At 32.8% G+C, this 25,476-nt stretch carries 22 protein-coding genes; 13 read left to right on the top strand and 9 right to left on the bottom strand.

Annotated features, from left to right (window positions below):
- Nucleotides 1-75: 75 nt before the first annotated feature.
- Nucleotides 76-756, top strand: coding sequence for a hypothetical protein (locus tag L1275_RS01775; RefSeq protein ID WP_253469090.1), 681 nt, complete (start codon nucleotides 76-78; stop codon nucleotides 754-756).
- A gap of 471 nt (nucleotides 757-1,227) precedes the next feature.
- Here L1275_RS01775 and L1275_RS01770 read toward each other — a convergent pair whose 3' ends face one another.
- Entirely contained in the window at nucleotides 1,228-1,446 is a 219-nt protein-coding gene (locus L1275_RS01770; RefSeq protein WP_253469088.1) for a SymE family type I addiction module toxin, read from the bottom strand.
- A 146-nt stretch (nucleotides 1,447-1,592) separates the two neighbouring features.
- On the opposite strand from L1275_RS01770, the gene L1275_RS01765 reads away from it, so the two are divergent.
- The 4 genes from L1275_RS01765 (at nucleotide 1,593) to L1275_RS01750 (ending at nucleotide 4,373) form a co-directional block, all read left to right on the top strand.
- Entirely contained in the window at nucleotides 1,593-2,006 is a 414-nt protein-coding gene (locus L1275_RS01765) for a helix-turn-helix transcriptional regulator (protein ID WP_253469086.1), read from the top strand.
- Nucleotides 2,007-2,140: 134 nt separating this feature from the next.
- Nucleotides 2,141-3,214: an AAA family ATPase gene (locus tag L1275_RS01760; RefSeq protein WP_253469084.1), complete on the top strand. Its 1,074-nt coding sequence runs from the start codon at nucleotides 2,141-2,143 to the stop codon at nucleotides 3,212-3,214.
- A gap of 4 nt (nucleotides 3,215-3,218) precedes the next feature.
- A complete protein-coding gene (locus L1275_RS01755) occupies nucleotides 3,219-3,860 on the top strand; it encodes a DUF4276 family protein (RefSeq protein WP_253469082.1) in 642 nt (213 codons plus the stop codon).
- 372 nt (nucleotides 3,861-4,232) lie between these two features.
- Nucleotides 4,233-4,373 (top strand): hypothetical protein, encoded by a 141-nt coding sequence (locus L1275_RS01750; protein WP_253469080.1) that lies wholly within the window; start codon nucleotides 4,233-4,235, stop codon nucleotides 4,371-4,373.
- Here the strand turns inward: L1275_RS01750 and L1275_RS01745 are convergent.
- Nucleotides 4,361-6,538, bottom strand: coding sequence for a hypothetical protein (locus L1275_RS01745; protein ID WP_253469077.1), 2,178 nt, complete (start codon nucleotides 6,536-6,538; stop codon nucleotides 4,361-4,363). The genes L1275_RS01750 and L1275_RS01745 overlap by 13 nt on opposite strands.
- A complete protein-coding gene (locus tag L1275_RS01740) occupies nucleotides 6,535-7,719 on the bottom strand; it encodes a hypothetical protein (protein WP_253469075.1) in 1,185 nt (394 codons plus the stop codon). Before L1275_RS01740 ends, L1275_RS01745 begins: the two co-directional genes overlap by 4 nt.
- 654 nt (nucleotides 7,720-8,373) lie before the next feature.
- On the opposite strand from L1275_RS01740, the gene L1275_RS16560 reads away from it, so the two are divergent.
- The 4 genes from L1275_RS16560 (at nucleotide 8,374) to L1275_RS01725 (ending at nucleotide 11,388) form a co-directional block, all read left to right on the top strand.
- The gene (locus L1275_RS16560; RefSeq protein ID WP_371923412.1) at nucleotides 8,374-8,508 is read left to right on the top strand and encodes a hypothetical protein; all 135 of its coding nucleotides are present in this window, start codon (nucleotides 8,374-8,376) and stop codon (nucleotides 8,506-8,508) included.
- Nucleotides 8,481-8,933 carry a DUF5712 family protein gene (locus L1275_RS01735; RefSeq protein ID WP_371923414.1) on the top strand — a complete coding sequence of 151 codons (453 nt, stop codon included), beginning with the start codon at nucleotides 8,481-8,483 and terminating at the stop codon, nucleotides 8,931-8,933. The genes L1275_RS16560 and L1275_RS01735 overlap by 28 nt, the downstream gene beginning before the upstream one ends.
- Nucleotides 8,934-9,765: 832 nt before the next feature.
- Nucleotides 9,766-10,143, top strand: coding sequence for a hypothetical protein (locus L1275_RS01730; RefSeq protein ID WP_253469073.1), 378 nt, complete (start codon nucleotides 9,766-9,768; stop codon nucleotides 10,141-10,143).
- A 450-nt stretch (nucleotides 10,144-10,593) separates the two neighbouring features.
- Nucleotides 10,594-11,388, top strand: coding sequence for a DUF6602 domain-containing protein (locus L1275_RS01725; RefSeq protein WP_253469071.1), 795 nt, complete (start codon nucleotides 10,594-10,596; stop codon nucleotides 11,386-11,388).
- Nucleotides 11,389-11,727: 339 nt separating this feature from the next.
- Here L1275_RS01725 and L1275_RS01720 read toward each other — a convergent pair whose 3' ends face one another.
- Both L1275_RS01720 and L1275_RS01715 read right to left on the bottom strand, forming a co-directional pair.
- A complete protein-coding gene (locus L1275_RS01720) occupies nucleotides 11,728-12,135 on the bottom strand; it encodes a hypothetical protein (RefSeq protein ID WP_253469069.1) in 408 nt (135 codons plus the stop codon).
- A gap of 23 nt (nucleotides 12,136-12,158) precedes the next feature.
- Nucleotides 12,159-12,743: a hypothetical protein gene (locus L1275_RS01715; protein WP_253469068.1), complete on the bottom strand. Its 585-nt coding sequence runs from the start codon at nucleotides 12,741-12,743 to the stop codon at nucleotides 12,159-12,161.
- 428 nt (nucleotides 12,744-13,171) lie between these two features.
- On the opposite strand from L1275_RS01715, the gene L1275_RS01710 reads away from it, so the two are divergent.
- Nucleotides 13,172-13,621, top strand: coding sequence for a hypothetical protein (locus L1275_RS01710; protein ID WP_253469067.1), 450 nt, complete (start codon nucleotides 13,172-13,174; stop codon nucleotides 13,619-13,621).
- Between the two features lie 97 nt (nucleotides 13,622-13,718).
- Here the strand turns inward: L1275_RS01710 and L1275_RS01705 are convergent, their stop codons facing one another.
- Complete coding sequence (locus tag L1275_RS01705) at nucleotides 13,719-14,147, bottom strand: DUF5675 family protein (protein ID WP_371923411.1); 429 nt, start codon at nucleotides 14,145-14,147, stop codon at nucleotides 13,719-13,721.
- A gap of 592 nt (nucleotides 14,148-14,739) precedes the next feature.
- Between L1275_RS01705 and L1275_RS01700 the strand changes: the two genes are divergently transcribed.
- Both L1275_RS01700 and L1275_RS01695 read left to right on the top strand, forming a co-directional pair.
- A complete protein-coding gene (locus tag L1275_RS01700) occupies nucleotides 14,740-15,282 on the top strand; it encodes a GNAT family N-acetyltransferase (protein WP_253469065.1) in 543 nt (180 codons plus the stop codon).
- A gap of 172 nt (nucleotides 15,283-15,454) precedes the next feature.
- Nucleotides 15,455-16,627 carry a hypothetical protein gene (locus L1275_RS01695; RefSeq protein WP_253469063.1) on the top strand — a complete coding sequence of 391 codons (1,173 nt, stop codon included), beginning with the start codon at nucleotides 15,455-15,457 and terminating at the stop codon, nucleotides 16,625-16,627.
- Nucleotides 16,628-16,689: 62 nt separating this feature from the next.
- Here the strand turns inward: L1275_RS01695 and L1275_RS01690 are convergent, their stop codons facing one another.
- Complete coding sequence (locus L1275_RS01690) at nucleotides 16,690-17,271, bottom strand: NAD(P)H-dependent oxidoreductase (protein WP_253469061.1); 582 nt, start codon at nucleotides 17,269-17,271, stop codon at nucleotides 16,690-16,692.
- Between the two features lie 106 nt (nucleotides 17,272-17,377).
- On the opposite strand from L1275_RS01690, the gene L1275_RS01685 reads away from it, so the two are divergent.
- On the top strand, nucleotides 17,378-18,217 hold the full coding sequence (locus L1275_RS01685; RefSeq protein WP_253469059.1) for a helix-turn-helix domain-containing protein: 840 nt from the start codon (nucleotides 17,378-17,380) through the stop codon (nucleotides 18,215-18,217).
- 99 nt (nucleotides 18,218-18,316) lie between these two features.
- Here the strand turns inward: L1275_RS01685 and L1275_RS01680 are convergent, their stop codons facing one another.
- Both L1275_RS01680 and L1275_RS01675 read right to left on the bottom strand, forming a co-directional pair.
- Nucleotides 18,317-18,730, bottom strand: coding sequence for a hypothetical protein (locus L1275_RS01680; protein ID WP_253469057.1), 414 nt, complete (start codon nucleotides 18,728-18,730; stop codon nucleotides 18,317-18,319).
- 802 nt (nucleotides 18,731-19,532) lie between these two features.
- The gene (locus L1275_RS01675) at nucleotides 19,533-25,385 is read right to left on the bottom strand and encodes a choice-of-anchor J domain-containing protein (RefSeq protein ID WP_253469055.1); all 5,853 of its coding nucleotides are present in this window, start codon (nucleotides 25,383-25,385) and stop codon (nucleotides 19,533-19,535) included.
- Nucleotides 25,386-25,476 lie beyond the last annotated feature (91 nt).

Below are 25,476 nucleotides of genomic sequence, written 5' to 3'. Positions count from 1 at the left end.
ATCCCTAACCACGAGTTTTCTAACACACTTTCTCTCCTTATCCCACGCCAAAACTCAAACTTAATGCACGACTTTATGAAACAAATATTACCTCTAATAATATCATTTTTTTTTATAGTAAGTTTTACAACTAAATCCGATTCATTATCTGAAAATAAAAAAAGCAATTCTAAAACATTAATTTCAAAAAAAGCAGACACATTAAATAATAATGCCTCAAATCAGGTTAATAAAAATGAATATAATAATCTTGGATTGTTCTTTGAGATAATTACTGCTGTAGGAAGTATTGCTACTTTTGGTTCTTTTATATTTCTATTTCGTCGAGACAAAGATAAACAAGCTCAAATTGATGAGCTTACGAACATAGTTTCAACGCTTACAAGTCTAAAAGATATTGAAAACCAGAAATTGAATTTATCAATTAGACCAGATATTAACCTAAACGGTAGTGGTTATCAAGGTACGGATGGTGAATGGCATTTAGGAATTGAAAATACTGGCGAAAAAACAACCCTCACAAAATTAGAATTAATTTCTGATGGTTTAATTTTACATAACGAACATATTCCGTTCGTAATGGAAAAAAAATCAACTAGAAAAATATTTGCTCGTACCAACACCACGAAACACGTCAAAGATTGTAAGTTTGAATTAAAGATTTACCATACAGATAAAATCGGAAATCTACATATTGTAATATTTAAAGGAATTGGTTCTACTGTAAGAGAGCGAGAAACAATTAACTGTGCATAACGGACAATAATTTCAACTAAAAATAATTTACCAACGTTAAAACTTACAGCAGAAAGGTTAAAATAAAAGAGTTACCAAATAATTAAATAACCTTAAAAAAAAATCCACCTGACAAAACCCCGTTAAATTTAAAAAGGCCAACGCTCTAAAAGTTTTTCTATAACACTTTTTTCTCCGCCTTCTGCAAGTACATTGTGGGCATAGAAAAAACGCGTGTAAAAAATATCATTCCGTAACTATGCCCCAAAGAGCTTGCTTCAGGCTCCACAAAAAGCCGTACACTACCTCCGTTCCTCCAGCAGTGACTTGTTCTAGTAAAAACTTTCCCCAAGCTGTGTTACATAATGTAGCATTATAGCCCCTGCGGGCAAGAGGGGCAAGCCCCGCTATGATAACATTATGTAAAACAGCCCCTCCCCGTACCTATCAAAATTCCGCAGGCACCACACCATTCAAAATCCATTAAACAATCTAAAACCGTTGTTTCTTGGCCAGCGTAATCACCAATTTTCCCTTTCCCACACAATCAATCTCAATGAAATGACCCGCTTTAAAACCGCTAGCTTCAAACCACTTTCCTTTTAATGTAACAATGGGAACAATAGTAGTATTGCCATTCCCACGTATCACGTAATTTTTGCTAATAGTTAACTTTCTTTTCTTGAATTGTTTTTTATCTGCATTTTTCATAATCATCACATTTAATAATTCACCAATAAAAAAATTAAATCACAACCAAGTATAAAACACAGATACACTGTAAATTACAGACTTTTATATGTTTTTTACAGCAAAATAATTACCTTTAACTCGAATATTATGCTAATTTTAATGCCATGACACAGAGCAACACCAACCATAAAATACAGCAGGGCAGAAACATCAAACGATTTCGTGAAATGTTGGGCATCAAACAAGACGCCCTAGCCTTTGAATTGGGCGACGATTGGAACCAACAAAAAATATCGCTTTTAGAGCAAAAAGAAGCCGTAGAAAGCAGTTTACTACAACAAGTAGCTCAGATACTCAAAGTACCCGTAGAAGCCTTTGAAAACTTCGACGAAGAACAAGCCGTAAACATTATAGCAAGTACATTCGGAGATAATGCTTTTAATTACGGTACAGTAAACATCAATCCCATTGAAACCATCCTACAACTTCACCAAGAGAAAATTGCCCTCTACGAGCGTATGCTTACAGAAAAAGACGAAATGATGTTGAAATTAGAGAAATTATTACAAAATAAATAACGTCATATTACATGACGATACTATAAAATAGTAAAATAACGTTTTATATCTTTATCATAACCAACTTATTACACTATAGAGTATAACTGTACTAAAAAACAATATTGCTTCTATATTTAATATATAAAAGAAAAATGTTAGAAAAATTAGAAATAAAAGGATACAAGTCAATAAAGAACATTTCTTTAGACATCAAACCCATTAACATCTTAATAGGCGGTAATGGCAGTGGAAAAAGCAATTTCCTATCCTTTTTTAACTTTCTAAAAGAAATATACAAACAAAATTTACAAAGTCACGTAGCTTTACAAGGAGGAACCGAAAAAATCTTACATAAAGGCACTAAAAACACTTCTGAAATCTATGCGAAAGTACATTTTGGTCATAACGCCTATTCTTTTCTCATCAAACAAGCAGATAACAGATTTGTATTTATTGAAGAAACACTATCCTATAACAAGCAATCTTTCTACGATAACGAAGACAAAATAAATGGATTCAGTTCTGAATCTAAACTAAAATGGAATGCCAAACCCAGAGCAACCTATATTCGAAACTATTTAAATTCCATCGTAAAATATCACTTTCACGATACCGGAAATAATTCTCCGTTCAACGCAACATCAAATATAAATTCAGACACCCACTTTTTATATGAAGATGGACGAAACTTATCCGCTTTCATCTATGGCATAAAAGAAAACCATCCGCAACAATATAATCTGATAGTGCGCACGATACAGCATATAGCACCCTATTTTTCTGACTTTTACTTTAAGCCAGACGAAAACGGTAACCTAACCCTCCTATGGACATCCAAGCACAGTTCAACCATATATAATGCAAGAGATTTTTCTGATGGTACAATTCGATTTATAGCACTTGCCGTTCTATTTATGCAACCCAATTTGCCGAGTACCATTATCATCGACGAGCCAGAATTAGGACTGCATCCATCCGCTATCAATAAACTAAGTGGATTGATAAAATCCGCATCCAAAAAAAACACCAAAGTTATTGTAGCCACACAATCAACCGACCTAATAAGTTACTTTGAGCCGGAAGATATCATTACGGTCGATAACAAAGACGGCGAAAGCATCTTTGAACGATTGAATGCAGAAACATTAGCCCATTGGTTAGATTCCTACACCATAGATGACCTATGGAAACGAAACATAATAAGCACAGGACAACCCAATTTTTGAATCGATGAAAAGACTAATTATAATTTGTGAAGGAGAAACAGAGCGTAATTTTTGTCAACACCTGCTCTACCCACATTTTGCAACCAGACAAATTCATATAGCCTATCCGCTCATCAAACGCAGTGCTGGTGGTATTGGGAGTTGGGAATCCTTGAAAAAGCAAATTATAACACATCTCAATGAATCGGGAGCTTATGTCACCACCTTTATAGATATGTACGGCATTAAAGACTCTTACAACTTCCCCGATTGGATGCCTTCAAAAGAAATTCCAAATGTAAAAGACAGGGTTCGCCACATTGAATCAGCCATGAACCTTGATATAAACCACCGTAACTTTATTGGAAACATCATCGTACACGAATTTGAAACATTGTTATTCAGCGACATAACCATCATTCAGCAACTTATCGATAACAGTGAATTAAACTATCCCAACTTACAAACCATAATAAACCAACATCCAGACATTGAACTCATCAACAACGGTACCACAACAGCCCCCTCCAAACGATTAGAAAACAACATCACAGGCTATATAAAATCAATACACAGCCACTACCTTGCCGAATCCATAGGATTGCCCGTTATCAGACAAAAATGCCTTAAGTTTAACGAATGGATATCCAAACTCGAGCAGATATAATAGCATATCATCGCGCTTTAAACAACAAGACCTATAAAGCTAAAACTCAATAACTTAAAAACTAAATCACCAAACAAACTTTGCTGTATGAAATCCGCAATGAGACAATAGAACGGTAAAGAAGTCATTACATTCGCTAAGACATCCGGTCCTTATGGAGGCTTATCAAATATGGCTCCCAACTATCCCCTATCTGTCAACGAAATAAACATACAGAGTTCAGAAATACTATATCAAATCTGTAGATTTCCCTTATTCCCAAACATCCAAGAAAAAATCATTCGCAGTCAAAATCCGATGATTGCAAAACGTATTAGTCGTGAATACGGCTAATACTCCAGACAAGATTGGGATACGGTAAAAATCAAGATTATGAGATGGTGTTTAGAAGTTATATTAATTCAAAACTTTGACGAATTTTCCAAACTACTACTCACTACCGAAGACAAAACTATAGTTGAATTCTCCGAATCAGACAATAACGTTAATTATCTAAGAAATCATCCTTCATGAATATATTTTGAATTTATAATTTGCAACAAAACAACTACAATATTATCACTACAATCATAATGTTTTTCATAAATTTTAATCAAGTCACTTTTATATAATGTTAGTTTACCAATACAAATAGCCATTAGAAACTCATAAGGAGCCGAGTCTTTGTTTAAACGATCTTCTATTGAATTCCCAATAATACTTGACATAACTGAACTAGAATTAATATCGATTTCATAATTTAGCTCCTTTTTAGTTGATGCTCTTAAAATTGATGCCTGAATTATTCCGTCATTATATCTGTTGAAATTTTCAGGAGCTAAAAGGTGTCTTTCATAAATAGTTTGTTTAATATTTTTTTTAATTCTAAAATTATGAAGTACAGATAGTATTGAGAAATAAACTTTTGATTGTTGAATATTTTTAGGTTTCCAATTAGTAAAGTTAAAAAATGCAAAGTTTTTATTCAGTACTAATATTTTTCCATTTGATTTTTTTAAAAATACATCATTAACCAAACCATCAGTATTATTTAATACTTCATGTCTTTCTTTAAAAAAATTTTTAGTATTTACTGTAATAACTTCCTCTGTTCCAAATTCATTGAATCCAAATAATATTTTACTAATTAGTTCTTTTTCAAGTTCCCAACTAATTATATCACTATCTTCATTAGGTAATAAAATTTTATCAATTGTTATAAAACTATATGTTGCAAAATTATTGTATTTCCCATATTTAATATTATTCATTAAATTGGAGTATGCCTTATCGTCAGTACATCTTACAAATCCATTAAAATATATTATTTGTGAATGCTCTTGAGTTCGTAATTTTCTACTTACATCTGATATCTTTTTGCCATTAGAAATACAAGAAGAGCAAACTAAATAGCATGATGGTGCTATTAAATTCTTTTCTAATTTTAATTCTTTATAATGAATTGTTTCTACAGATTTACAATGATCTGTTTCGTAATAATTCTTTATTTTATTAGCTATATATTTAGATTCTGCATTATCCACATAAATAATACTCGTAATATTAATTGGAAGTTGGTTAACCAATAAGTGATTAGTCTTCCTTTCGAAATGATTTAAATTATTTCCAATTAAATTTTGAAATAATTTACTAACATCAATATAAATATCTCTTGTTTTTCCTAAAGAATTTTGACCTTTATAGCAACTAATAAAATCATAATCTAAATAATTAGACATTAAATCACTTAAATTATCAGGTGCGTCTTTTAAATCTATTATAAAAGTAGAGACAGTAGGTGGTGAAGGTATAAATTGCTCATCTTCAAACTTAATTTCAAATGTTCTATTTGGAAATATGTTTTTAAATTCTTGCGGTCTTTTTGAAACAAATTCAGAGCTTAAAATGATTTCCGAATGTTGTCTAGTCATAATTGAATATGACTGTGAAACATTCTTATCAAAGCAGAATAGAACTACAATTTTAGACCAATCGACACCCAACATATTTAATTTATTCGGTGTTGAACCATTTATCGAAGTTGAAACAATAAATAAGGATTTTCCAATATTTTCAATATCATCTCTACTAACAGAATTAGATGAATAAAATTTTATTCTTGGGTTATAAGTATCACCATTATTAATATTTTTATATAGTAAACAAGAGTAAATTAAAGGAAATATTGTAGGTGTATCTGAGTAAATAATCTCTGGGTTATCTTTTAAAAATGGTAATAAAAAAATTGATAAAATATTTATGTCCTGACTCTCTTTAAAAATATTAGCTATACGAATAAAATGTGTAGCATAAACACCTGATGGTAGTAAAAAATAAGACTCTAATCCTGCCTTTAATATTGAATCATATTTAACTAAAAAATGAGTACAAATAGAATCTGATAAAAACGAATAGATTTTTTTTGTTATTTCAACATTAGTATTAGTGTCAATAATTTGTCCATTTTTGCTAAATTTATAGTCAAATACTTGAATCTTCTCAAAATTCGGGATTCTTTCTTTTTCAATCTTGTAAACAACACCATCATTATCAGGTCTTAATAAATGAATTATTTCAGGTGCATAATTACTATTTAAATAAGATTTTATTTCTGACTCGAGCTCTAAATTATTATCACATGAAGAAATTGCAATACACCAATTTATTTTTCCTAAATGTTTAAATGAAGTAATTATCATAAATTAATTTGTATTGGTAAAAAAATTGAAAACATAGTTCCTTCAGTTTTGTAGTTAGGACTAGTCTTGCTTTGAAAGCTATGCCAATCATTTAAGTTATAATCATCCCTTTGGTTTATTTCACTTTCAATAAAAGGTCTTTGATCAAAATCTCTAAATAATTTCAGCCCATTTGTTCTTAACTTTAAAAATCCCTTTCTGTTGCCCAAAAGCTTCATCATATTGTGTAGACCAAATCCCCTTTCATAATTACTGACATTATCGCTAGTATTATTTTTTAAAAGACAGTCGATAACAGCGTTGTAGATTTCTTCTTTCGAAGTAATTTCATCAATATTTTTATTTAACCACCTACTGGCCAAACCTGAACCTGTATCAAAAACAGAGAATTCTATGATAAAATTGTCTGAATCCTCATTAGTTATTATACTAGATATATAATCAAATAGAGGTTTATCATCTTTACAATTTTTCAATAAAACTTCTTTACTACCATGATGCGATGAAAATAAAAGCCCCCTAATTCCAGTTTCAAATGCATTATTTGAAAAATTCGTTTGTGTCCAATAATGCGTATTTTCAATTAATTCAAAAATAATTTCACCAATTAACTTATAATTATGTTCAATTATATGAGTTGAAGTACTAATTATATAATTTTTAGAAACATCAGTTAATATGTTTTTTGATAATTCTATAATTTCTTTTTTTGATTTCAATGTGCCTTTTGACAAATAAAATGCAGATGGATAAGGATTAGCCGAATGTTGAACAGAAAAAATAAAACTATTATCACCTTTTTTCCAACTTTCATTGAACTTTAAAAAAGATATTCTCTCTTTGATGACATTTGCAACTTTTAACGAAATTTCAGTTTGGTCTAATAAAAAAATTCCGTTTTTATATCCCATACAACCAGCAACAAAATTCCAATATCGACTGAACATCACTTCAATTTTTTTATCAAGTTCAGTTGTTGTACTATTGTAATGGATATATAATCTCCCAGTACTCATTCTACTCCAAGTAATTATTAACTGTATAATTTCAGAATAAATGCCGAGTTGTTTACCAATAATATTCGCTGGTATGTACAAATCAACTTTTGGAGATTTTTTTAATACTTTATAAGCCTTTTCAATTTCTAAATAAGAAGTATTATTCTTTATACTTATTTTCATAAATTAATTTATAACAGTCTAAAATTTATAATTCTGTAAATATATATTTAATAAATATTAAATGTATTATTAAATCAATTAATGATGTGAAAAATAAAAAATTGTTATTATAATTAGAACACATTATAGCTATTTACCTAACAAATTGATATTTCATTCTTCATTTTAAAATATAATTTTTAATGATATACGAGTCTATAAAATTACTGTTGGCATTTATATTAAAATTTAATAAACATTAGTCACAATTCATCGCCTTATTTATAAAGCATTCTCCCTAGCTTTTTAATACCAATTTCGACGTTACAACTTACTCCAATTACTATCTGCAATAAATTTTTAGGTTTAATTATTCATTATACTCTCATTTTGAAAAAAGTGATAGATTCTTAGTTGAGTGCATTGTTTTATTCCAAAAAGAATAAAAAAGAAGCCGAATTTACGTTTCGGGTTTCTCAAAAACCCAAGTTCAAGCCCTTTGGGTGTTTCAAAAAATCTCCACCCTACGGGTAGTATTTTTCAAAACAAACTTGTTTTTTGAAACCCTCCACGAATGAGAAGGCTTTCTTTTTTTCCTTTTTCTTTTGAAAAAATTAGAATACCAAGGCGAGTCCTTCGGAAAAAAAGAAAGTTAACTTTCTAAATTCCGTTGTCATGTCACAAATCTTAATCAAAACCCACAAAAAAGGAAACCTGTACAAAGGCATTTATTTCTTCATCCTTAACAAAGGACTCAACAGTGGCAAACCACTCTCACAGCCCTGCGCAAACTGCTTTGTGATCTTATAAAACTCAGTCCTAAGAATAATTCTAGAGGAAAAAACGCCATACATTCAGCGAAATTTGGACAATTTGACAATCTTTCTTTTAAAGAAAATAGCGAAAACCTTTTTGATCAAATGTTTGAATATCAGAGAGAATTAAAAGACACAATCCTGTTTTCTGTAACAATGAAAAATGATAAAGTTGATGATAAAAAATCGTTGAAATTATTGAATCAGATTGGAGAAAATTTAAAAGATTCTGAGTCTGAAAAATATTTTAAAATTCTAGAAAATGCCTCTCTAGAGAATATTCCCCCTTTCGAAGATATTGTAGAGATTTTTAGTTTTAAAAGTTTAGGGATTTTAAATGGACTTTTATCATCGAAAGAAAACCGATACGAAGACAATAAAAATGAAACATTTAAGCGAAAAAGAAAGAGGTTGTTTTGAATCCGGTAACAATTTAATAAAAACATCTCTACAAATATCCATTAAACTTTAAGTCAAAACCTTCACAAAGTATTTTTGAATTGTACACCCTTTGCGGCAGTCTGGAATAGATTTACCTATATGTTTTGTTATCTAAATTTTTAGGCATAGAAATAAAAGCTACCGTTTGCAAAACGCTAAAGTTTCAAATTTGTATGACTGTAATTATACATTTAAAAACATCACCAAATATTTAAGAATCCAACTTACCTCCTACCTTTTTTAAGGATGATACATGGTTTTGAAAAAAGCAAGCGGGACTTGGTCAGAGCCCTAGTCGCTTGCCTTTTTACTGGCGTTGTAAAGGGTTTAAGTATACCAGAGGTATACTCGTAGTCAATATAAATAATATTTAAATGGATTAAGCATTCTGAAAAGTATACTTTGATGCATACTGGTGAAACTCAACAATAAGTTACGGTATGAGGCCCTAGAAACTACATTTGTGCTACATAACTACTAGTCCATGTAAAAAGTTGGATAACTCTTTTTGTAGTTGATAGTTTTCTTTAAATGATTTAACTTTTACTGGAGCAACTTTTTTTCTCTTTTTAAATATAATTTTAAAAATACCTTATTTTCAGATAAGCCTACAAAATGTAGTTTTAAACTAAGCCTAAATGTAAATATAATAAGGAACTAACTTTGGATAACTTAGAGATTAAGTGCTCGTATAGCCTAAACAACTATGAAATATAGATGAATTATTTGTTTTTCAATAAAAATAGTTGTTTATTTCAATTTTAGAAAATATATGAATTTTTAATGCAATTTATACTTAAAATACAGAATTATGATAGACGAAATTAAAAAACATTGTATGGTACATGAAAAATATGGTTTTACACTACCATATTTGTATAAAATTGAATTAGATGCTGGTAGAAAAAAAACAATCGAAGAAATATTTTTGTTTTTATCTAAACATCAAGAATGTAAATATATTATAAGCTATTGTTCTGATTTAGATGAATTTATTATCGGATTACATAAAAATGAATATGCTCCAGTAGAAATGTATCACAATTTTGGGAATTTACATTATGACCAAGATAAAATTGGTGTTTTTAACGAAATATCTGAATTAATATTATTTTTTTGCAATAAATATCAAAAAATTATTGACAGTAATCACTATTCAAAAAATATTGACACGCAAAAATGGGAATGATTTAAAGTTATCTTTGCACCAATGTCTTATTTCAAACTAATTAGAACCATCTATTTAGTTTGAAATTTTCTCGATATAAAATGCTTGCATTTTGGAAGTAATACTTGTAATTATGAACATATTTCATCAAAAAAATTATTAGATAAATCTTATCCCATTTGTAGACTTACTCTTTTTGGCTATTAGACAGGCAACAAAGAAATAATCTATACCTGTGTGAAATTGGTGACTTTTTCTAGATCGGTTTGTTATTCTTTATGAAAAAAGGGTTAGTCTCCTAAAAAAATAACCCAAGTATTTTTAACTTACAAACTTTAAGAAATAATGCTATTGCAAATGCATAACATCACATTTTACCCTTAAAGCATCTACTTAAATATGTATATTTTGATTGTATAATATTTAAAAGATTAATTTTATATCAAATCCTTTTACATAAAACCGTAACTAATGAAAATATTAAATGACCATTTTGAGGATACATTAGATATTCTGAAGCAAAAAAGTAAAACTTTTAAACTAATAAAAAATTCAACAAATATAGGATCGGCTCGCGAAGCCCTAATTAATGATTTTCTTGCGAGAAATCTGCCTTTATTTGTCAATTATCACTCCGGAGGAGAACTATTTGATTCAAAGAATAATAGATCTGGACAAATAGATATAATTCTACACCCATTAACATCTCCCAAAATAAATATTTCCGGCAACGTTAATCTCTTCCCAATTGAAACAGTTTTGGCGGGTATCGAAATCAAATCTAAACTCGATAAAAACAATTTACTTAAAGCTTTTACTACATGCCGCAAAGCAAAAGAATTATCAAGTGCTAATTTACCCAATAATAATGCTAACATTTATAATATTCCTTTTATCGTTATTGCTTTTAATGGACAGTCAATGGCAAAAACTTTAAATCATATAAAACAACAACAAGAGATAAGTAATACTTTCAGGAAATTAATGCCTGATTTAATCATCATCTTGAATAGCCCAGATGGTGCATATACTATAATAAAAAAAAATACTTATATGCTAGCTTATGATTTTGATAAAGTTATTGACAGTATACCAGGTGATAAAACAAATCCTTTACTTTTTCTTTTTACTTTTTTAGATAAATTAATTAACCTTTGGTCTAGTAATGTAGATAAGAATAAAATGCCAATTAACAATTATACACGCGAGAAAGACCCTGCTAATTTAACCAGTCTCATCCTAAAAACTGATATAGGATTAATATAAATATAAATACGTTTTTTAAACAGTGATAAGCAAAAGTTTACTACTGTTTTTTGTTTTATAGGTATTAATTATAGATTTAAAATGCATTTAATTAGTGTCTCTTTTGTTTTCATAACTATGTAAATATTAAATATATAAAAAATTCTGCTCGGTTTTAGCCCAAGCAGAATTTCATACTTACACAGTTTTTGGTACAGTGTCTTAATCTACCAAGCTTAGCCAATAGGTGATATATATTTTACTTAATTACGACAACCACATAACGGACCGGTTCCGTTCAACATAGGCTTCATTGTTGGCTTTTCAAGCCACACGAATCCTTATCTGTTAGCTGTAATACTATTTATTAATATATAATGTTCTTAACTCATCTTTGTATTTTTTTAATTCATTATCGTTTGGATTTAAATTAAGACCATATTGAACCAAACCTAAAATATGTAAAATATAATTATCTCTTTTTTTATTAATTTTTTCTAGATGAGATTGAAAGCCATACTTATTTATATAGTACATGTTTTTTCTAATCTCATTCCTTTTATCTTTTGGTAGTTGCATTTTTTTGTTGACAATCACTCCAGAAATAATTTGTTGAGTGTTTTGCTTCATGTAATTTATCTTGTCTTTATTCAATGTAAGATTAAGTAAAGTAATTTTATCTTTAATAAAAACAATTAAATTTTCTTTATCAATCTTTTCACCAGAAAAAGCTAAATCATCTGCATGTCTAGTATATTTTATTCTCAAAACAATATTGTCCTAAATCATCATCAAATTTTCTCAATAATAAATTTGAAAGATAAGGACTTGTTGGAGCCCCTTGTGGTAAATATCTTTTCTCTTTTTCGATCCTTTATGCCAAAATGGCCTTGCATAACTACATGATCATCATTAAATTTAAAATCCCCTGTTGGTATTTCGAAAACTTCAAAGACTTCATTCTCAGACAACCATTTTTCAATTTCATGACTCCATCTTTTTTTTCTAATTTCAGCAACCTCCTTTGATATTTCGGTATCCTCATTTAAATGACGATTAATGACCTGAAACTTGTTTATATATTGGTCGATATGATCCTTATTCTTGTCTAAAAATTCTTTATTATCTCTGTTCTTAGAAATCATATAAAAAATAAGACTGTAAGCCTCAAGTTTTTTCTCGCTATCTTCCTCTATCTCTACAGCTGGGTATAAATGATAGCAGGCTGATTCGTCTTCCGAGCTTGAATTATCTATTTCAAAATAACTGGCTTTGCTCAATAACTCCAATAGTAAAGGCGGATTGTTTTTAAATTTTTGCCAATTTCTTAAATTATCGATAATTTCTTTTACATTTTTGTTGTTTTCTAAATTCATATTTATAGATTTTAAGTTTAAAATTCATGCTTTATTATTCAAATCTAACCATCTTAATTAGACTTTAATAGTTGGGTGGGTATTTCGGTCAAACCGTGCCACCTATTTCGATCAATTGGTGTCATTTTGAAAAGATATACAATAATAAATAAAAAAATTCAATCGCTAAAAGTTTGTCTTCCAATTTGATAGGTTCTGTCTATATTACTTGATTTTAGAAGATGAATAAGATTCGCAGCATCTATTTAGTAGAAATAGCATCAAATATTCCTTGTTAACGACGTTCTTAGGAACAAGTTTGTAAAAAGGCTATACTATTCTTATAAAAGCATGGAATCTATATTATTTATTCCTACATTGACCCAATCTAAAGAACATAAAAGAATTTAACCCTTTATCTCAACTATATTTAAAATAGTACGAAAGTGATGAAAAACAGCTTTATTTTTATTTTGACAGCTATGTTATTCCTGGGTTGTAGCGAGGAGGAGAAACTATATCAACAACAAATTAGTTTTAGAAACACTAGTGTAGCACCGCTATCGATAATCATCACCGGTGACTTATCTAACTCTGATAGAAACGACACTTTGATTAATGTAATCTTACGGCCAACGGAAAGTACGATGCCTTTGAGTTACGTCAACAATAGTTTTATAGGAAGTCCTTTTGATTTAAAATATATGAAGATCAAATTTACCACTACCGATCGCGGCTATATATGCTCGGATAACAGCATTGACAATTTGTGTTTTACAAATAAAAGATCCCCGATTGGATCGTCCACTTCAGCTGATGATTTTGAATTGGAAAACGGCGTATATTATTATGATATCACGAACGACGATTACGAAAAGGCTTACCTATTACCGCAATAGATGAATTCAAATTGATGTCGATTAGCAGATTATATTGACTAGTATCTTAAATTTATTCAATTCTTAGCCCTATCCAATATAGTCATCATTATTTCCTTTAGGATTCCACAACTAAAAACACCTCTTCCAACTGTTCTAATTTAGGATATACCAATTCCTTTAATTTCGAAAAAGCCATTCTGGAAGCCGTTCCCCTACCCACACCACTCAATTGACTCACCGGAGCAATACAACCGTTCAACTCTTTCAAAGCATCGTTGGCAGGATGAAACAGTATAAAACTTCTACCCTCCACACCCAGAACCTCCAGATGCCAATCAAACCGATTACTATAACGCTTTCTCAAGGCATACCTTCCTTCGGGTATACAGGAAACCCTTCGTTCATTATTCTTCCAAGGCAACTCAATTGCATAGCAAATCAGTTCCCCATCGATTTCAAGACGTCCATTAGTGCCCGCCTCAAAATAACTGCGTATTAAATACAATTCCATAAATACTTCTTTTGCAACAGCTACATCAGACATTTGTTTAAACGATGTTTATAAAATCACAACACAAGATAGAAAAATATTTTTTTTCTCCATAAAAACACTTGTTAAAATACTAGACAACAAACAAATACACCATACAAGCAGTAATATTAACTATAAAACTCGATACTTCTGACCATAAAATAAAACAGTGCTTTTGAATTTTATTTTAAATTTTCATGCATCTAATTTGTCCGAACAGTATAGAAATTAAAAGCGTAATGATATTGAAATTCCTTTAAAAAATGATATCTCTATTGTGCTTAATAATAATTCCTATGGATGTGCAATTTTGTTTAAATACTAAAAAAGAAGGAGTTTTTTAATATTGATAAATGATTAAAAAATACTACACATAACTAGTATTCGTCAAAACTTCTTGGTTTACAAATACCGGTGTTTTCCACATACAAACCCGTCAATACTGTCAGTATTGGCTTTTTTTATTTAATTTAGCTGTTGGCGCGCAGTGTTGGATGTGTTCTCACTAAATGGAACGTTCCGTCCAATTTTGCCGAAATTTGATTGAGCTGTAAATCCATTGTACCTCATTTTTGAGCATACCTAACATAAAAAACTAAAAAGCATGAATATCAAGATTGAAACTGAAAGACTGTATTTAAGAGAGATGTTAGCCAGTGATGAAGATGGTTTATTTGAATTAGATAGTAATCCTGCTGTTCATACCTATTTGGGAAATAATCCAATAAGCACGCGAGAAGAAGCGGGAAAATACATTGAATTCGTACAGCAACAGTACCAGGAAAACGGCGTTGGACGTTGGGCGGTAATTGATAAAATTACAGGGGAATTTATAGGTTGGTCGGGTATTAAATTGATCAAAGAACCGATGAATAACCACCAAAATTTTTATGAGATCGGGTACCGATTTATTGAAAGCTATTGGGGAAAGGGCCTTGCTACTGAAACCACTGTTGCCCTAGTAGAATATGCTTTTAAAAACTTGGAAACAGAAAAAATTTACGCCATCTGCCACATCGAAAATAAAGGTTCCAAAAACGTCTTGCTAAAAAGCGGTTTAAAACTACTAGAAACTTTTGATTATGAAGGAATCGAGCACAATTGGTTTGAATTAAATAAGAGCGAATGGCTTCATGCAAAACCTTAAACAAATTTTAGATACTAACGAACAAACCATACCCTTTTTTGTAAGGTTAGGCACAAACATGACCTTGATCACTCTAAAGAAATTTTAGCTCTAAGATAAAGTAATCGATTACGAAGATCATAAGCTCCACAATACTAGAAACCGTAGCAGAAAGCTCACCAAGAAAATTACTATGGACAGAGAAAATCCTATATCTATTTCGTTAACCAGTACTAACAGTCACCTGTTTAAAATTCCACTGGGACAAGGCAGTTTTTCGATAGGCTTCGTTGGTATGGATAAAAAGAAATTCGATGTTCTTGTCGAAGAGAATTTAACGATCAATTGGAATGCTTTCGATGAATTTTCGACCCCAGCTGGTGGACATTGGCCGAGGTTTTTCTATTATTGGGGCAATGATCTCAGTTTTGTTGAATGGTCTAAAACGAGAGCCATAGAGGAATTTTCTTTACATCCTAATACACCCATTACTGTTGATCTCAGGAATTCAAAAATCCGAAATTTTTCTATTGAGGCAACCGTGCATCCGATAAAGCTTATTTTAGATAGTCCAATCAGTGACAGCCGATTTGGTTTGATGAAACTGAACCTTTCTGGCAATCTTGCGAATTTTGAAATTATATCGAACCAGGCTAATCCATTCTTAAGTTTGGCACCCTTTACGGATAATAGAAAAACAGCTTTAGCCTACAAACTACCTCCATTAAAAAATTTAGAAACGATTACTTCACTGGACATCACAGTGGCGCCATTAGGGCAGCCTTTGGATTGTGAAAGCTTATTACAGTTTCCGAATCTAAAAAATTTGAATGTAACTGGCAACATGATCCATGGCGATGTATTAAGTGATTTGTTAGATTTGGAACGTTTGGGAATAAGATATGCTCCGAACTTGGAAAATTTCCCTTCTTTAAACTCTTGGAAAAACTTAAAATCCTTTATCGGATGGAATATTGACGAAATAACAGGCAAAAGATTAAATACAGAATTAAAGCAACTAGCAAAAGAAAAAGACTTGGACTACTCTTCTGTTTCTAAACTGAGAAGTTCCATTTGGTTTACAACAGAGTACGGAATTCCATTTACAAATTGGGAAAGTAAAAACGCGAAAATTGCAACAAAAGCATACAAAACAACCGGAAAAGAAATTTCTAAAGCCAAAACGGAAAACGAAGTAAAAACAGCTATAACTAAACTGGTAGAGCTGATAAATACGTTGCCCAATATAGAAACTGTTGAACGAGAGGACACAGCAACTGCAGTTAATCAGTTAGTTGAAACCTCTAAATTAGAAATAACTGTAGCAACAGCCAATAAATGGTTTGACGAAGTTCGCGAATTTTAAGAAGTTGCGGCTAACAAGGCTTTTGCATCGATTGTTTATTATCCTGTTTAGAAGAATCAATCCTATACCGAATCGAATATAGCGAGTTGTTGCATTTGCTCAATCCAGCTTTTTCTTGCCTCATGGTCTAACTCGTGCAAAGGACCAATAAAATCGCTTTGAAAGGAGCTTACACCACAGTATTCCAAAATACCCTTTTGCAACTGCACAAGGCCGCTTGATCTATAAATCTCTTCATAGACATCGATAGACAGATCTCCTGCTGTAGTAATAATCCGAGCCGTTTTAGCTTGTAACAAACCCGTCGTAGACGCTCCTTTGTTGACTTTAAAAGTCAATCCCGGTAGAAATAAGCGATCAAAAAAGCCCTTCATAATCGCAGGCATACCCAACCACCACAACGGATGAATCCACACTTGGTGATCGCTCCATTGTAGGTCTTCCAATGCCTGCAGCAAGTCCGGTTCCAATTCCATACGCTGTCGATAGCCATATTGAAGATTGGGGTTAAAATCTAAAGTACCAATAGCTATATACCGCACTTCAGAACCAGATTCCAAGGCAGATTGAATATACGACTGAGCCAGCACAGCATTAAAACTTTCTGGATCAGGATGCCCGTTGATTACGACTATTTTTTTCATTAAATGGGATTTATAAATTTGGGTGTCAATTATATCTGACAAAAGTATACCGGAATACTCAACATAAACAGGTACATTTAAAGCTAATTTCGGTATCTTTGTGCTTATGGCCAGAGAAAACATACACCAAGCACTTGAAGTATACTATGAAAAAGTTGATCATTGTCCCCTACGGGAGCGACAATTCAATTTTTTTGAATTGGTTTACGTGATTTCTGGTTCGGGTTATTATCAAGTGAATGGCAATAGTACTGCGTTTGCGGCTGGTAACCTCTTTTTGATTACACCTAAAGACTACCACGGTTTTGATCTTGATAGCAGTTGTGAATTTATAGTGATACACTTCGGAGAAAGTTATATAAGAGAATACCAATGGAAAAGTATCGATCACATCGAGTGTCTGCTCTATCATGCCTCTCATGTTTCGGGTTCTCTACTCACCAATCCAAATGATCAACATTTGGTCAATCTACTGATAGATAACCTACGGCAGACCATTGACAACGACAGCTTGTATAAAGAGGACCTTATAACACATCTGGTCAATGCGATACTTGTTATTGCGGCTAGAAATATTGCTTTAAGTAAACCGCAACAGTTATCAACTGCTGGAGATATACGTATATTGAAAATAGTCGTTTACATACAGGCAAACATATTCCATCCACCTCTATTAAAAATTGCGGTAATTGCAGCAAAATTCGGTCTTTCGCCTACATATCTCGGTAGTTATTTTCAAAAGCAATGCAACGAATCGTTACAACACTACATCTCATCCTATAGAATAAGACTAATCGAACACCGACTGCAATTTAGCGATATACGGGTCCATGAATTGGCTAGTGAATTTGGATTTATTGATGAAAGCCATATCAATAAATTTTTTAAAAGACATAAGGGAATGAGTTTAAAAGCCTTTAGAGTTCAAAAGAATATGCAGCAATAAACATAGAAAGCTAATATGCATACAGTAAGGTGGACCACAGGCTAAAAATAAATAGGTAATTAGCCTGTTAGAACTATAACTAAACCCACAGAATTAGATTTACAATCCGGTTGACCTCACAAAAACATAGGGTGTTGCTTCCATATAAATCTTTAAAGTATCTTTAGTGGGATTTAAAACAAAATTATAACTGTCTTCCTCCCCTTTTGACTTATAGTCGCCAATGGTTAGATAGTAAATTTTTGTATCGTCATTATACCAATATCTGCCCATATTTTGATCGTATTTATTTGTGTAAATACTGTAGTCATAAGTGGTTACCATAAAATCGGTAAAGTGTTCATATAAGGGATGCTTATTATCTTCCTGACCGATATGTTGCCACCAACCTTTTAGTTCTTCGGAGTGATTTTGATTCTCGTAATGTTTGTATAGATCATTATCGTCCCGATCACAGGAAACCAGACTAAAACTAAAAAAAATAAGCGCAACTTTAAGGTAGAGTGATTTCATTGTTGTGTTTATTAGGCGATTATGATCTGTTTTAAAATTACTCCTTTCGCATAGGATTTCATCCATTACCATGCTGAATACTTTGAAAATTAAGCATTTGTAGACAGTATTGAAAATGACAATATCCGTTCATCAATAAGGAAGTTAAATATAATATTATTTCCAATGGGTCGACTACTCACTCGTAATAAAAAGTATATTAATCTCGATTTCATCTTAACGTTCTTTAATCCATCTCAACAACAAACAGATTTAACGAAAACTAATTTTTTAAGCTTTTCGAATTGTTTCAATATTTTCACTTTTGACGATTATAACGAACACTTGATTAAAGAAGGTGATTTTAGGACGTGACCTACTCTATTAAAAAACTATAACACAGCAATCCTTAAAATGTCCGAAATAGACAAATTATCCATATTGTTATAGATCGAATTTACTTAACGCACAAGTAGATTTAGACAGTATATAGCCATACCCTAGAGATGCTTCGTAGATACTGGGAGGATAAAGGGAGGATAAAGGGAGGATAATGCGGTAAAGAAAATTTAAGCTCAACAGAATAAAAGCTCTAAAATTGGGAATAAAAGCTCAAAAAAAAGTATCGGATTAATTTCCATAGATCAGAGTAAATGAAAAAGTTAATCAAGAGTATCATGTCCGAATAATCACTTTTTAAAAAAGCATTACTGCCTGCATTATAAAAAAATAGGCTGTCGTTTATGACAGCCTATTTTTTTTAAATATATAACACAAAGTAATTCAAATTGCGAATCAGCGAATAGACAAATCCGTCTAAGTGTTATTTATTGATTTGAACCCAGCCCGTTCTGGTCTTTCCATGCGCAACAATCACATAATAATAAGTACCGTCGGGTAGTCCATTACCTTTTTGATTTTGCCCGTTCCACTGATCGGTATAACTACCTTGAAAAGCAAATACTTCAGCACCATAACGGTTATAGATCACCAAGCTCGTTACACCATGCGCCGACAAGTCAAAACGATCATTAGAGCCATCGCCATTCGGGGATATTCCCTTTGGAATCGGACAATCATTAAAACTCACTGTATAGCTGCTTTCATCGGTACACAAACCGTCATTCGATCTAGCGTAAACATAAATCTTTTGAGACTGAGTTATGATAGTGCCTTGCGCTAGTTCAATTCCCTGACCTCCAGATTGAGTATAATACTTGTTTTTCACAGACAAAGGCGCTAATTGATGCGTTTTACAGTCCAATACAAGGTCTTCGAATACATCAGCAACTACCCTTTCTGTGATATGGACTTGATAAGAAATCTCTTCATAACAGCCTTTGTTAGTATTCCTTTGCAGTATAAATACGTTGTGTTGTCCAGGTACATCTAATACATCACCTACCTGGTATTCCCGCCCGCCTCCAGCAGTCTTTTCAAAATAAAACTGACGGTCTTCTAAATCCGGAAATATATATCGAGAACAAATGGTGACATCTTCTCGTTTGCTCGGTTCAGGACCTTTTTCAAGTACGACAGGAAGCGTCAATACTCCGTGACAGCCAATACGTGTATCCACGAGTCGAATGTAGATTATTACATTTTGTAAACCGATCAATTCATAATCCGTTGAAATAGGGTTATCACCAGACTCCGCATCGACAGCCGTTAAATGGTAGCTTACAGTATAAAAGTTACGATCTTCGGTTAAAAAAATCTCCTCTTCTACAGCAGCTAAATTCACTATTTGCTTTTCAAAAGAATTTCTACAGACCGCTATTGGTTTAGGTGCTTTGAATAAACTGGAAATCAGCGGATATACTTCTATCAAAATTTCATCTGACCTTTGACAGTCGATATCCGTATAATCGACAACAACCTTATACAATCCCGGTTTTGAAACAACTAAGTCTGGAGTATTAATCCCATTTAATAAAACACCATCTTTATACCAGCTGATCGCTGTTTTCAATTCTCCTGAAGTAGAAATGCCTGATTTCAATATAATTTCTTGTTCAGCACATAAGGCTGTTTGATTCTCTATAGTTAAATCCTCGCCCAGATTAAGCTCGCCGAGATTAAAACTGCCTGCATTAAATAATACTGCAGAAGAATGTGAAACTATGGCACAAAAATCAATCACAGCCAATTTGATATGATACTTTCGACCGGGTACTACAGCTACTTTATTGGATTTCATTACCCTCGTCAAACCTACAAAATCGATATAAGCCTCAAAGGGATTGTCTTGATTGGGGGTGTAATGTTTCCAATATAGATCTGGATGAGAACTAGGACATTGTATTTTACCAGTTTTTATCGGATTCAAAATCGTGTTCAATGCAATCGGGAGTTCTGTGTCCTTAATTTTCGCTAAATTTTGCCCTTCTCCAGTAGTTTCATCTATTAACCAAGCGGCAAACAACGCACCAGCAGCGCATCCCAAACTAGCACAGTCTGAATAATAACTGTTTGACGCAAATAGATATTCAAACTGTATCGAATCGACTATAGGGACAAAATCAAACTCCAATTGGGTGACTCTTTTATTCGTCGTACCAGAAGGAGCCCCGCCGGCTGCTTTTATTGCATCATTAATATCCTTGTCTCCAACCCATCTTGCATCGTTGTTTCCTCTAAAATCACGACTCGTCGCTTGTGCAGGACCATAAGCATATTCAACCTCATTGGTAGACAGTATGATGCCTTTTTCGAAAGGAAAGTCTGTCTTTCCTCTGTTAAAATATCCAATGGTATTATAGGCCATTGCCTTAGCTCCTCCGTCACCATTCTGACTGGATACATTGGAAACCAAATTACAATTGGAATTGACCAATACATTTTTAACCAACTCCTCAACACTATACTTTACACCACTTGGACTGATCTCTAAATACTTTGGAGTTGTGATACACAAATTGAAAACAGCTTTTAAACTAACCACTGTGGTGGCTAAACGAATATAATACGTTTTACCAAGCGTCAAATTCTTAAACAATTTCTTGGTCACCGTTGCTGTTAGATTAAAACATTCCAAGGCATTATTATTAATACTGCTACACGGTTGGTCGTATAGGGATCCAAACAAAACCGGTACCGTGGTGTCTACTAAATTCAACCAATTTTTAAGCTCTAAAATATGCGTTTTGTCCGAGGCTACAAATAAAAACCAGATGTCTTTTTTTAAAGCCACGGAACCGCAAACGGGTTCTGGTTTTGCAGATGCTTTCGTATCATTAAAATCTGCCGAAGCCATAAATTCACAGCTGTCTAACGGATTGACTGGAATGGGAATCGCACCATCACAGTTATTGTTTTGATCGACAATAGTTCCAATGGTAGTTGGGGTCGACCAATCACTGAATGACTTGCCATCTAAACATTTGACGCGTATGAAAATTGTAAATCCTTTACCGGGATCCAATCCTGTAATCGTCGCTTCGGGTTTACCTGTTATATTTAAAGTTTTAGTTGGTGTTGCGCTGGCATTTTGTCCGTACTCCACAACAATCACCTCCCAGTTTGAAATACCTCCATCTTGTTTCCACTCCACATCCACACTGCTTGTACCAACATGACTCGTTTTAACACCATAAGGTTCTGGACAGGTATCTACTTTATAAAGGTGAATATTATCGACATATATAGTCGTTGAAGTCTTGCTGGAGGCATGCCAAGCAATATTGACTTTCCCTTTAACTCCACTGATAAACACAACCTCTTCCATAAAAGTAGTTGCATTGTTGTACGTTTTTTTGGATACCAGATTTTTAGTAAACTCCTTGGTATCTATACCATTTAGTGACAGCAAAACCTCAAACTCCGAATTTGTCTTATAATGATATTTTAAGACATACATCCCTCCATCCAAATCAATAGTCGGAGAAATTAACCAATCGTCATTATTGCCAAAACCGATAAAACCCATTCCTGCATTTCCCTCAAATGCATTGGTTGTCATGGAACGCCAAGAACCGCTACTTGCATTAGCATCATTATTACTATCGACGCTTACCCAACATCTTGCCGTTTTAGAATTGCTATTAAAACTTTCCCAAAATGGCGTCTGATATAAATCGCATTGCGTTGCAAAGCTAAAAGGGCCAGACCAAATACTAAAAGTTCCGTTACTGCAAACAGTTCGCACGTAAAACTCATAGTCGGTATTGGGTTTTAGAGTCCCCCCTGATTGTTCTTTGGTAACGGTATTCTCTTTGGTAGTAGTTGATGTACCATTTCCTTTTGGAGTTCCTCCTCCTATTTCTTGAACATAATATTCCCATTGGTTTGCGGCAAAATCATCTGTCCAGTAAATTGTAGCCTGATTTATTGCAAAATCTTTTGCACCCAAAACCAAAGGCTCGGGACAGTTGACGACTTCTTCAACAAAAACATCGTCGATAAAAACTATTTTAAACCCCGGTCCACTGCTATGCCAAGCCAAATTCACTGTTCCTGATAAACCTGTGATAAATGACTTATGCTCTGAAAACACGCCGCTTTTATAAAAAGCATCTTTTACAATTTCTCTTTTAAAATCACTGGGTTGTATACCGCTATTGGAGGCTAATACTTCAAAATTAGCTTCACTATTGGTATCGGTTTTATATTTGTATCTAAATCGGTAAACGGTATTTGCTTTAAACGTCAAGCGTGGAGATATTAACCAATCATCATGGACTTTAGCTGCATCACCAAAAAAACGCATGCTTTGCGATCCTGGAAAATCAGTACCTCCGAATGGTCGCCATAAATTATTTCCCACTGGAGAAATAGCATCCTTATTCTGATCTAAAACCGTCCAACAGTTTAAAGTCTTTGAGTCGGTATTAAAATTTTCAAAATATGGAGTAGTCGAAAAAATGCCACAGACCGTCTTAAATACAAATGGTCCAGCCCAAGCACTATAACTGCCATCTAAACAACGAGTACGAACATAAAACTCATAAAATGTATTGGGTTTCAATTTTACACCATTTTTATCCTGAGTTATAATAGCCTCCTTTTTAGTAGTGGGTGTTCCCGTTTTCGGACTAATTCCCACTTTCTCTTGAACGCTATACTCCCAGTCCTTTCCGAAGTTTTCGTTCCAGATAATGGTTACCCCATTTTCGCTCTCGTCCTTAGTACCTAATTGCGTAGGTTCCGGACAACCAACAACCTCCTCAAGAAAGAAGTTGTCAATATATAAGGTACTTGATAAACTCCCCGTACTAACCTGCCACGCAAAATTAACCATACCACCAGTATTCCCAATAATAGCGGTTTCCTCACTCCAATTGGCATCGCTATGTTGTTTTTTATCAATTAAAATCTGATTAAAGTCGGTTAAATCGACTCCCGTTGTCGATAATAAAAGCTTAAAATCATTCTTATCAACGATACTCGATTTATAATGATATCTTAAACGATATAGTTTTGTCTTATCCAATTTAAAAGTAGGGGAAATCATCCAATCATCATGAGGGCTTTTAACAGTTGTGGCATCATTTCCAAAAAAATACATACCACGATCTCCTTCGAACTGCCCAAAACCGTATTGTTGCCAGATATTGCGTATCAGTGGTTTAGCAAAATCTCCATTATGATCTACTAACGACCAACACGAGTAGGTTTTCGAATCCAAATTAAAGCCTTCCCAAAATGGTACACTAAAATCTGTACATAAAGTTTTAAATAGAATAGGTCCGATCCAAGGACTAGTCTTATTGGTACCACATCGAGAACGAATATAAAATTCATATTCGGTGTCTGCTTGTAAATTTGCTCCACTTCCATTGACTTTAGTAATTATAGTATTGGTAGTATTTAGTAATACACCGCTTCCAACCGGTGCACCAAATCCCGCATCCTTTACAAAAACCTCCCATTGGTTATTTACCGTATCCTGCCAGTCAAATCGCACTTGATTTGTACCTAAATCCGAAAGTTTTATATCCTCATTGGGTCCTATGCAATCCACCTTTTCAAGTGAAATCTGATCCAAGTAAACCGCTGTACTACCAGACGACGTGATGTGCCAGCCAATACGCGCCTCCCCTTTTACATTGGTAATATAAATTGTTTTCTTTTTATAATTACCATTTTTATAAATGGCTTTCTTATCTAAAATCGTAGTGAATGACAGCGGATCAACCCCTGTAATCGATAAGGCTACCTCTATTTCATTATTATAACTCGCATGGGTCCTATAATAATAACTCAGTTTATAAATACTGCTATCATCCATAGCAATCGATGGAGACACCAGCCAATCATTATGGATATTGACTGTTGCAGTCCCTAAGAAATAGTAACTATTCAAACCATTATAAGCAAATGCAGCCGAATTATACAATTGCCACTGATTTGAAGTTGGAATACCATCCTTATTTTGATCTAAGATAGACCAGCAATTCAAAGTTTTCGAATCCTTCTCAAAATCCTCAATCAAAGGCAATGCAATCGTCGGGCAATTAGTAATAATGTCCGCCGCTGGTTGATTAACCTTATTTTCATTCAGCTCTAAAAATGAGAAATCGCTACGCTCGATTACCCTTTCAAAATGTTGCTGCAATCTGTCCTGGAAAAACGGAAGATTTAAACTGGATAATCTTATTAAATCATTTCCAGCATACATCCCTAAACCAATCAGTAAGGTCAAGCCTACTAAACTAAAAGTACGTTTAAATCTCATAAGTTAAATGTTGGTTAAAATTAAATTAGACAAACTCAAAAATAACGTATATAAACTTTTGACTGTATATTTACAGATAGACTAATGATAG

Origin of the sequence: Flavobacterium sp. HSC-61S13, from assembly GCF_024171535.1 — a bacterium.
Taxonomy (GTDB): Bacteria; Bacteroidota; Bacteroidia; order Flavobacteriales; family Flavobacteriaceae; genus Flavobacterium.
The sequence above is the reverse complement of the archived record's forward strand: the minus strand, read 5'-3'. Positions and strand labels throughout refer to the sequence as shown.

Excerpts from the sequence above, each read along its gene's own strand:
- L1275_RS01725 (WP_253469071.1), top strand. The coding sequence starts at position 10,594 with ATGAAAATATTAAATGACCATTTTGAGGATACATTAGATATTCTGAAG.
- L1275_RS01730 (WP_253469073.1), top strand. The coding sequence starts at position 9,766 with ATGATAGACGAAATTAAAAAACATTGTATGGTACATGAAAAATATGGT.
- L1275_RS01690 (WP_253469061.1), bottom strand. The coding sequence starts at position 17,271 with ATGAAAAAAATAGTCGTAATCAACGGGCATCCTGATCCAGAAAGTTTT.
- L1275_RS01760 (WP_253469084.1), top strand. The coding sequence starts at position 2,141 with ATGTTAGAAAAATTAGAAATAAAAGGATACAAGTCAATAAAGAACATT.
- L1275_RS01715 (WP_253469068.1), bottom strand. The coding sequence starts at position 12,743 with ATGAATTTAGAAAACAACAAAAATGTAAAAGAAATTATCGATAATTTA.
- L1275_RS01700 (WP_253469065.1), top strand. The coding sequence starts at position 14,740 with ATGAATATCAAGATTGAAACTGAAAGACTGTATTTAAGAGAGATGTTA.
- L1275_RS01765 (WP_253469086.1), top strand. The coding sequence starts at position 1,593 with ATGACACAGAGCAACACCAACCATAAAATACAGCAGGGCAGAAACATC.
- L1275_RS01685 (WP_253469059.1), top strand. The coding sequence starts at position 17,378 with ATGGCCAGAGAAAACATACACCAAGCACTTGAAGTATACTATGAAAAA.
- L1275_RS01755 (WP_253469082.1), top strand. The coding sequence starts at position 3,219 with ATGAAAAGACTAATTATAATTTGTGAAGGAGAAACAGAGCGTAATTTT.
- L1275_RS01775 (WP_253469090.1), top strand. The coding sequence starts at position 76 with ATGAAACAAATATTACCTCTAATAATATCATTTTTTTTTATAGTAAGT.
- L1275_RS01705 (WP_371923411.1), bottom strand. The coding sequence starts at position 14,147 with ATGTCTGATGTAGCTGTTGCAAAAGAAGTATTTATGGAATTGTATTTA.
- L1275_RS01770 (WP_253469088.1), bottom strand. The coding sequence starts at position 1,446 with ATGAAAAATGCAGATAAAAAACAATTCAAGAAAAGAAAGTTAACTATT.
- L1275_RS01740 (WP_253469075.1), bottom strand. The coding sequence starts at position 7,719 with ATGAAAATAAGTATAAAGAATAATACTTCTTATTTAGAAATTGAAAAG.
- L1275_RS01710 (WP_253469067.1), top strand. The coding sequence starts at position 13,172 with ATGAAAAACAGCTTTATTTTTATTTTGACAGCTATGTTATTCCTGGGT.
- L1275_RS01680 (WP_253469057.1), bottom strand. The coding sequence starts at position 18,730 with ATGAAATCACTCTACCTTAAAGTTGCGCTTATTTTTTTTAGTTTTAGT.
- L1275_RS01745 (WP_253469077.1), bottom strand. The coding sequence starts at position 6,538 with ATGATAATTACTTCATTTAAACATTTAGGAAAAATAAATTGGTGTATT.
- L1275_RS01695 (WP_253469063.1), top strand. The coding sequence starts at position 15,455 with ATGGACAGAGAAAATCCTATATCTATTTCGTTAACCAGTACTAACAGT.
- L1275_RS16560 (WP_371923412.1), top strand. The coding sequence starts at position 8,374 with ATGTCACAAATCTTAATCAAAACCCACAAAAAAGGAAACCTGTACAAA.
- L1275_RS01750 (WP_253469080.1), top strand. The coding sequence starts at position 4,233 with ATGAGATGGTGTTTAGAAGTTATATTAATTCAAAACTTTGACGAATTT.
- L1275_RS01675 (WP_253469055.1), bottom strand. The coding sequence starts at position 25,385 with ATGAGATTTAAACGTACTTTTAGTTTAGTAGGCTTGACCTTACTGATT.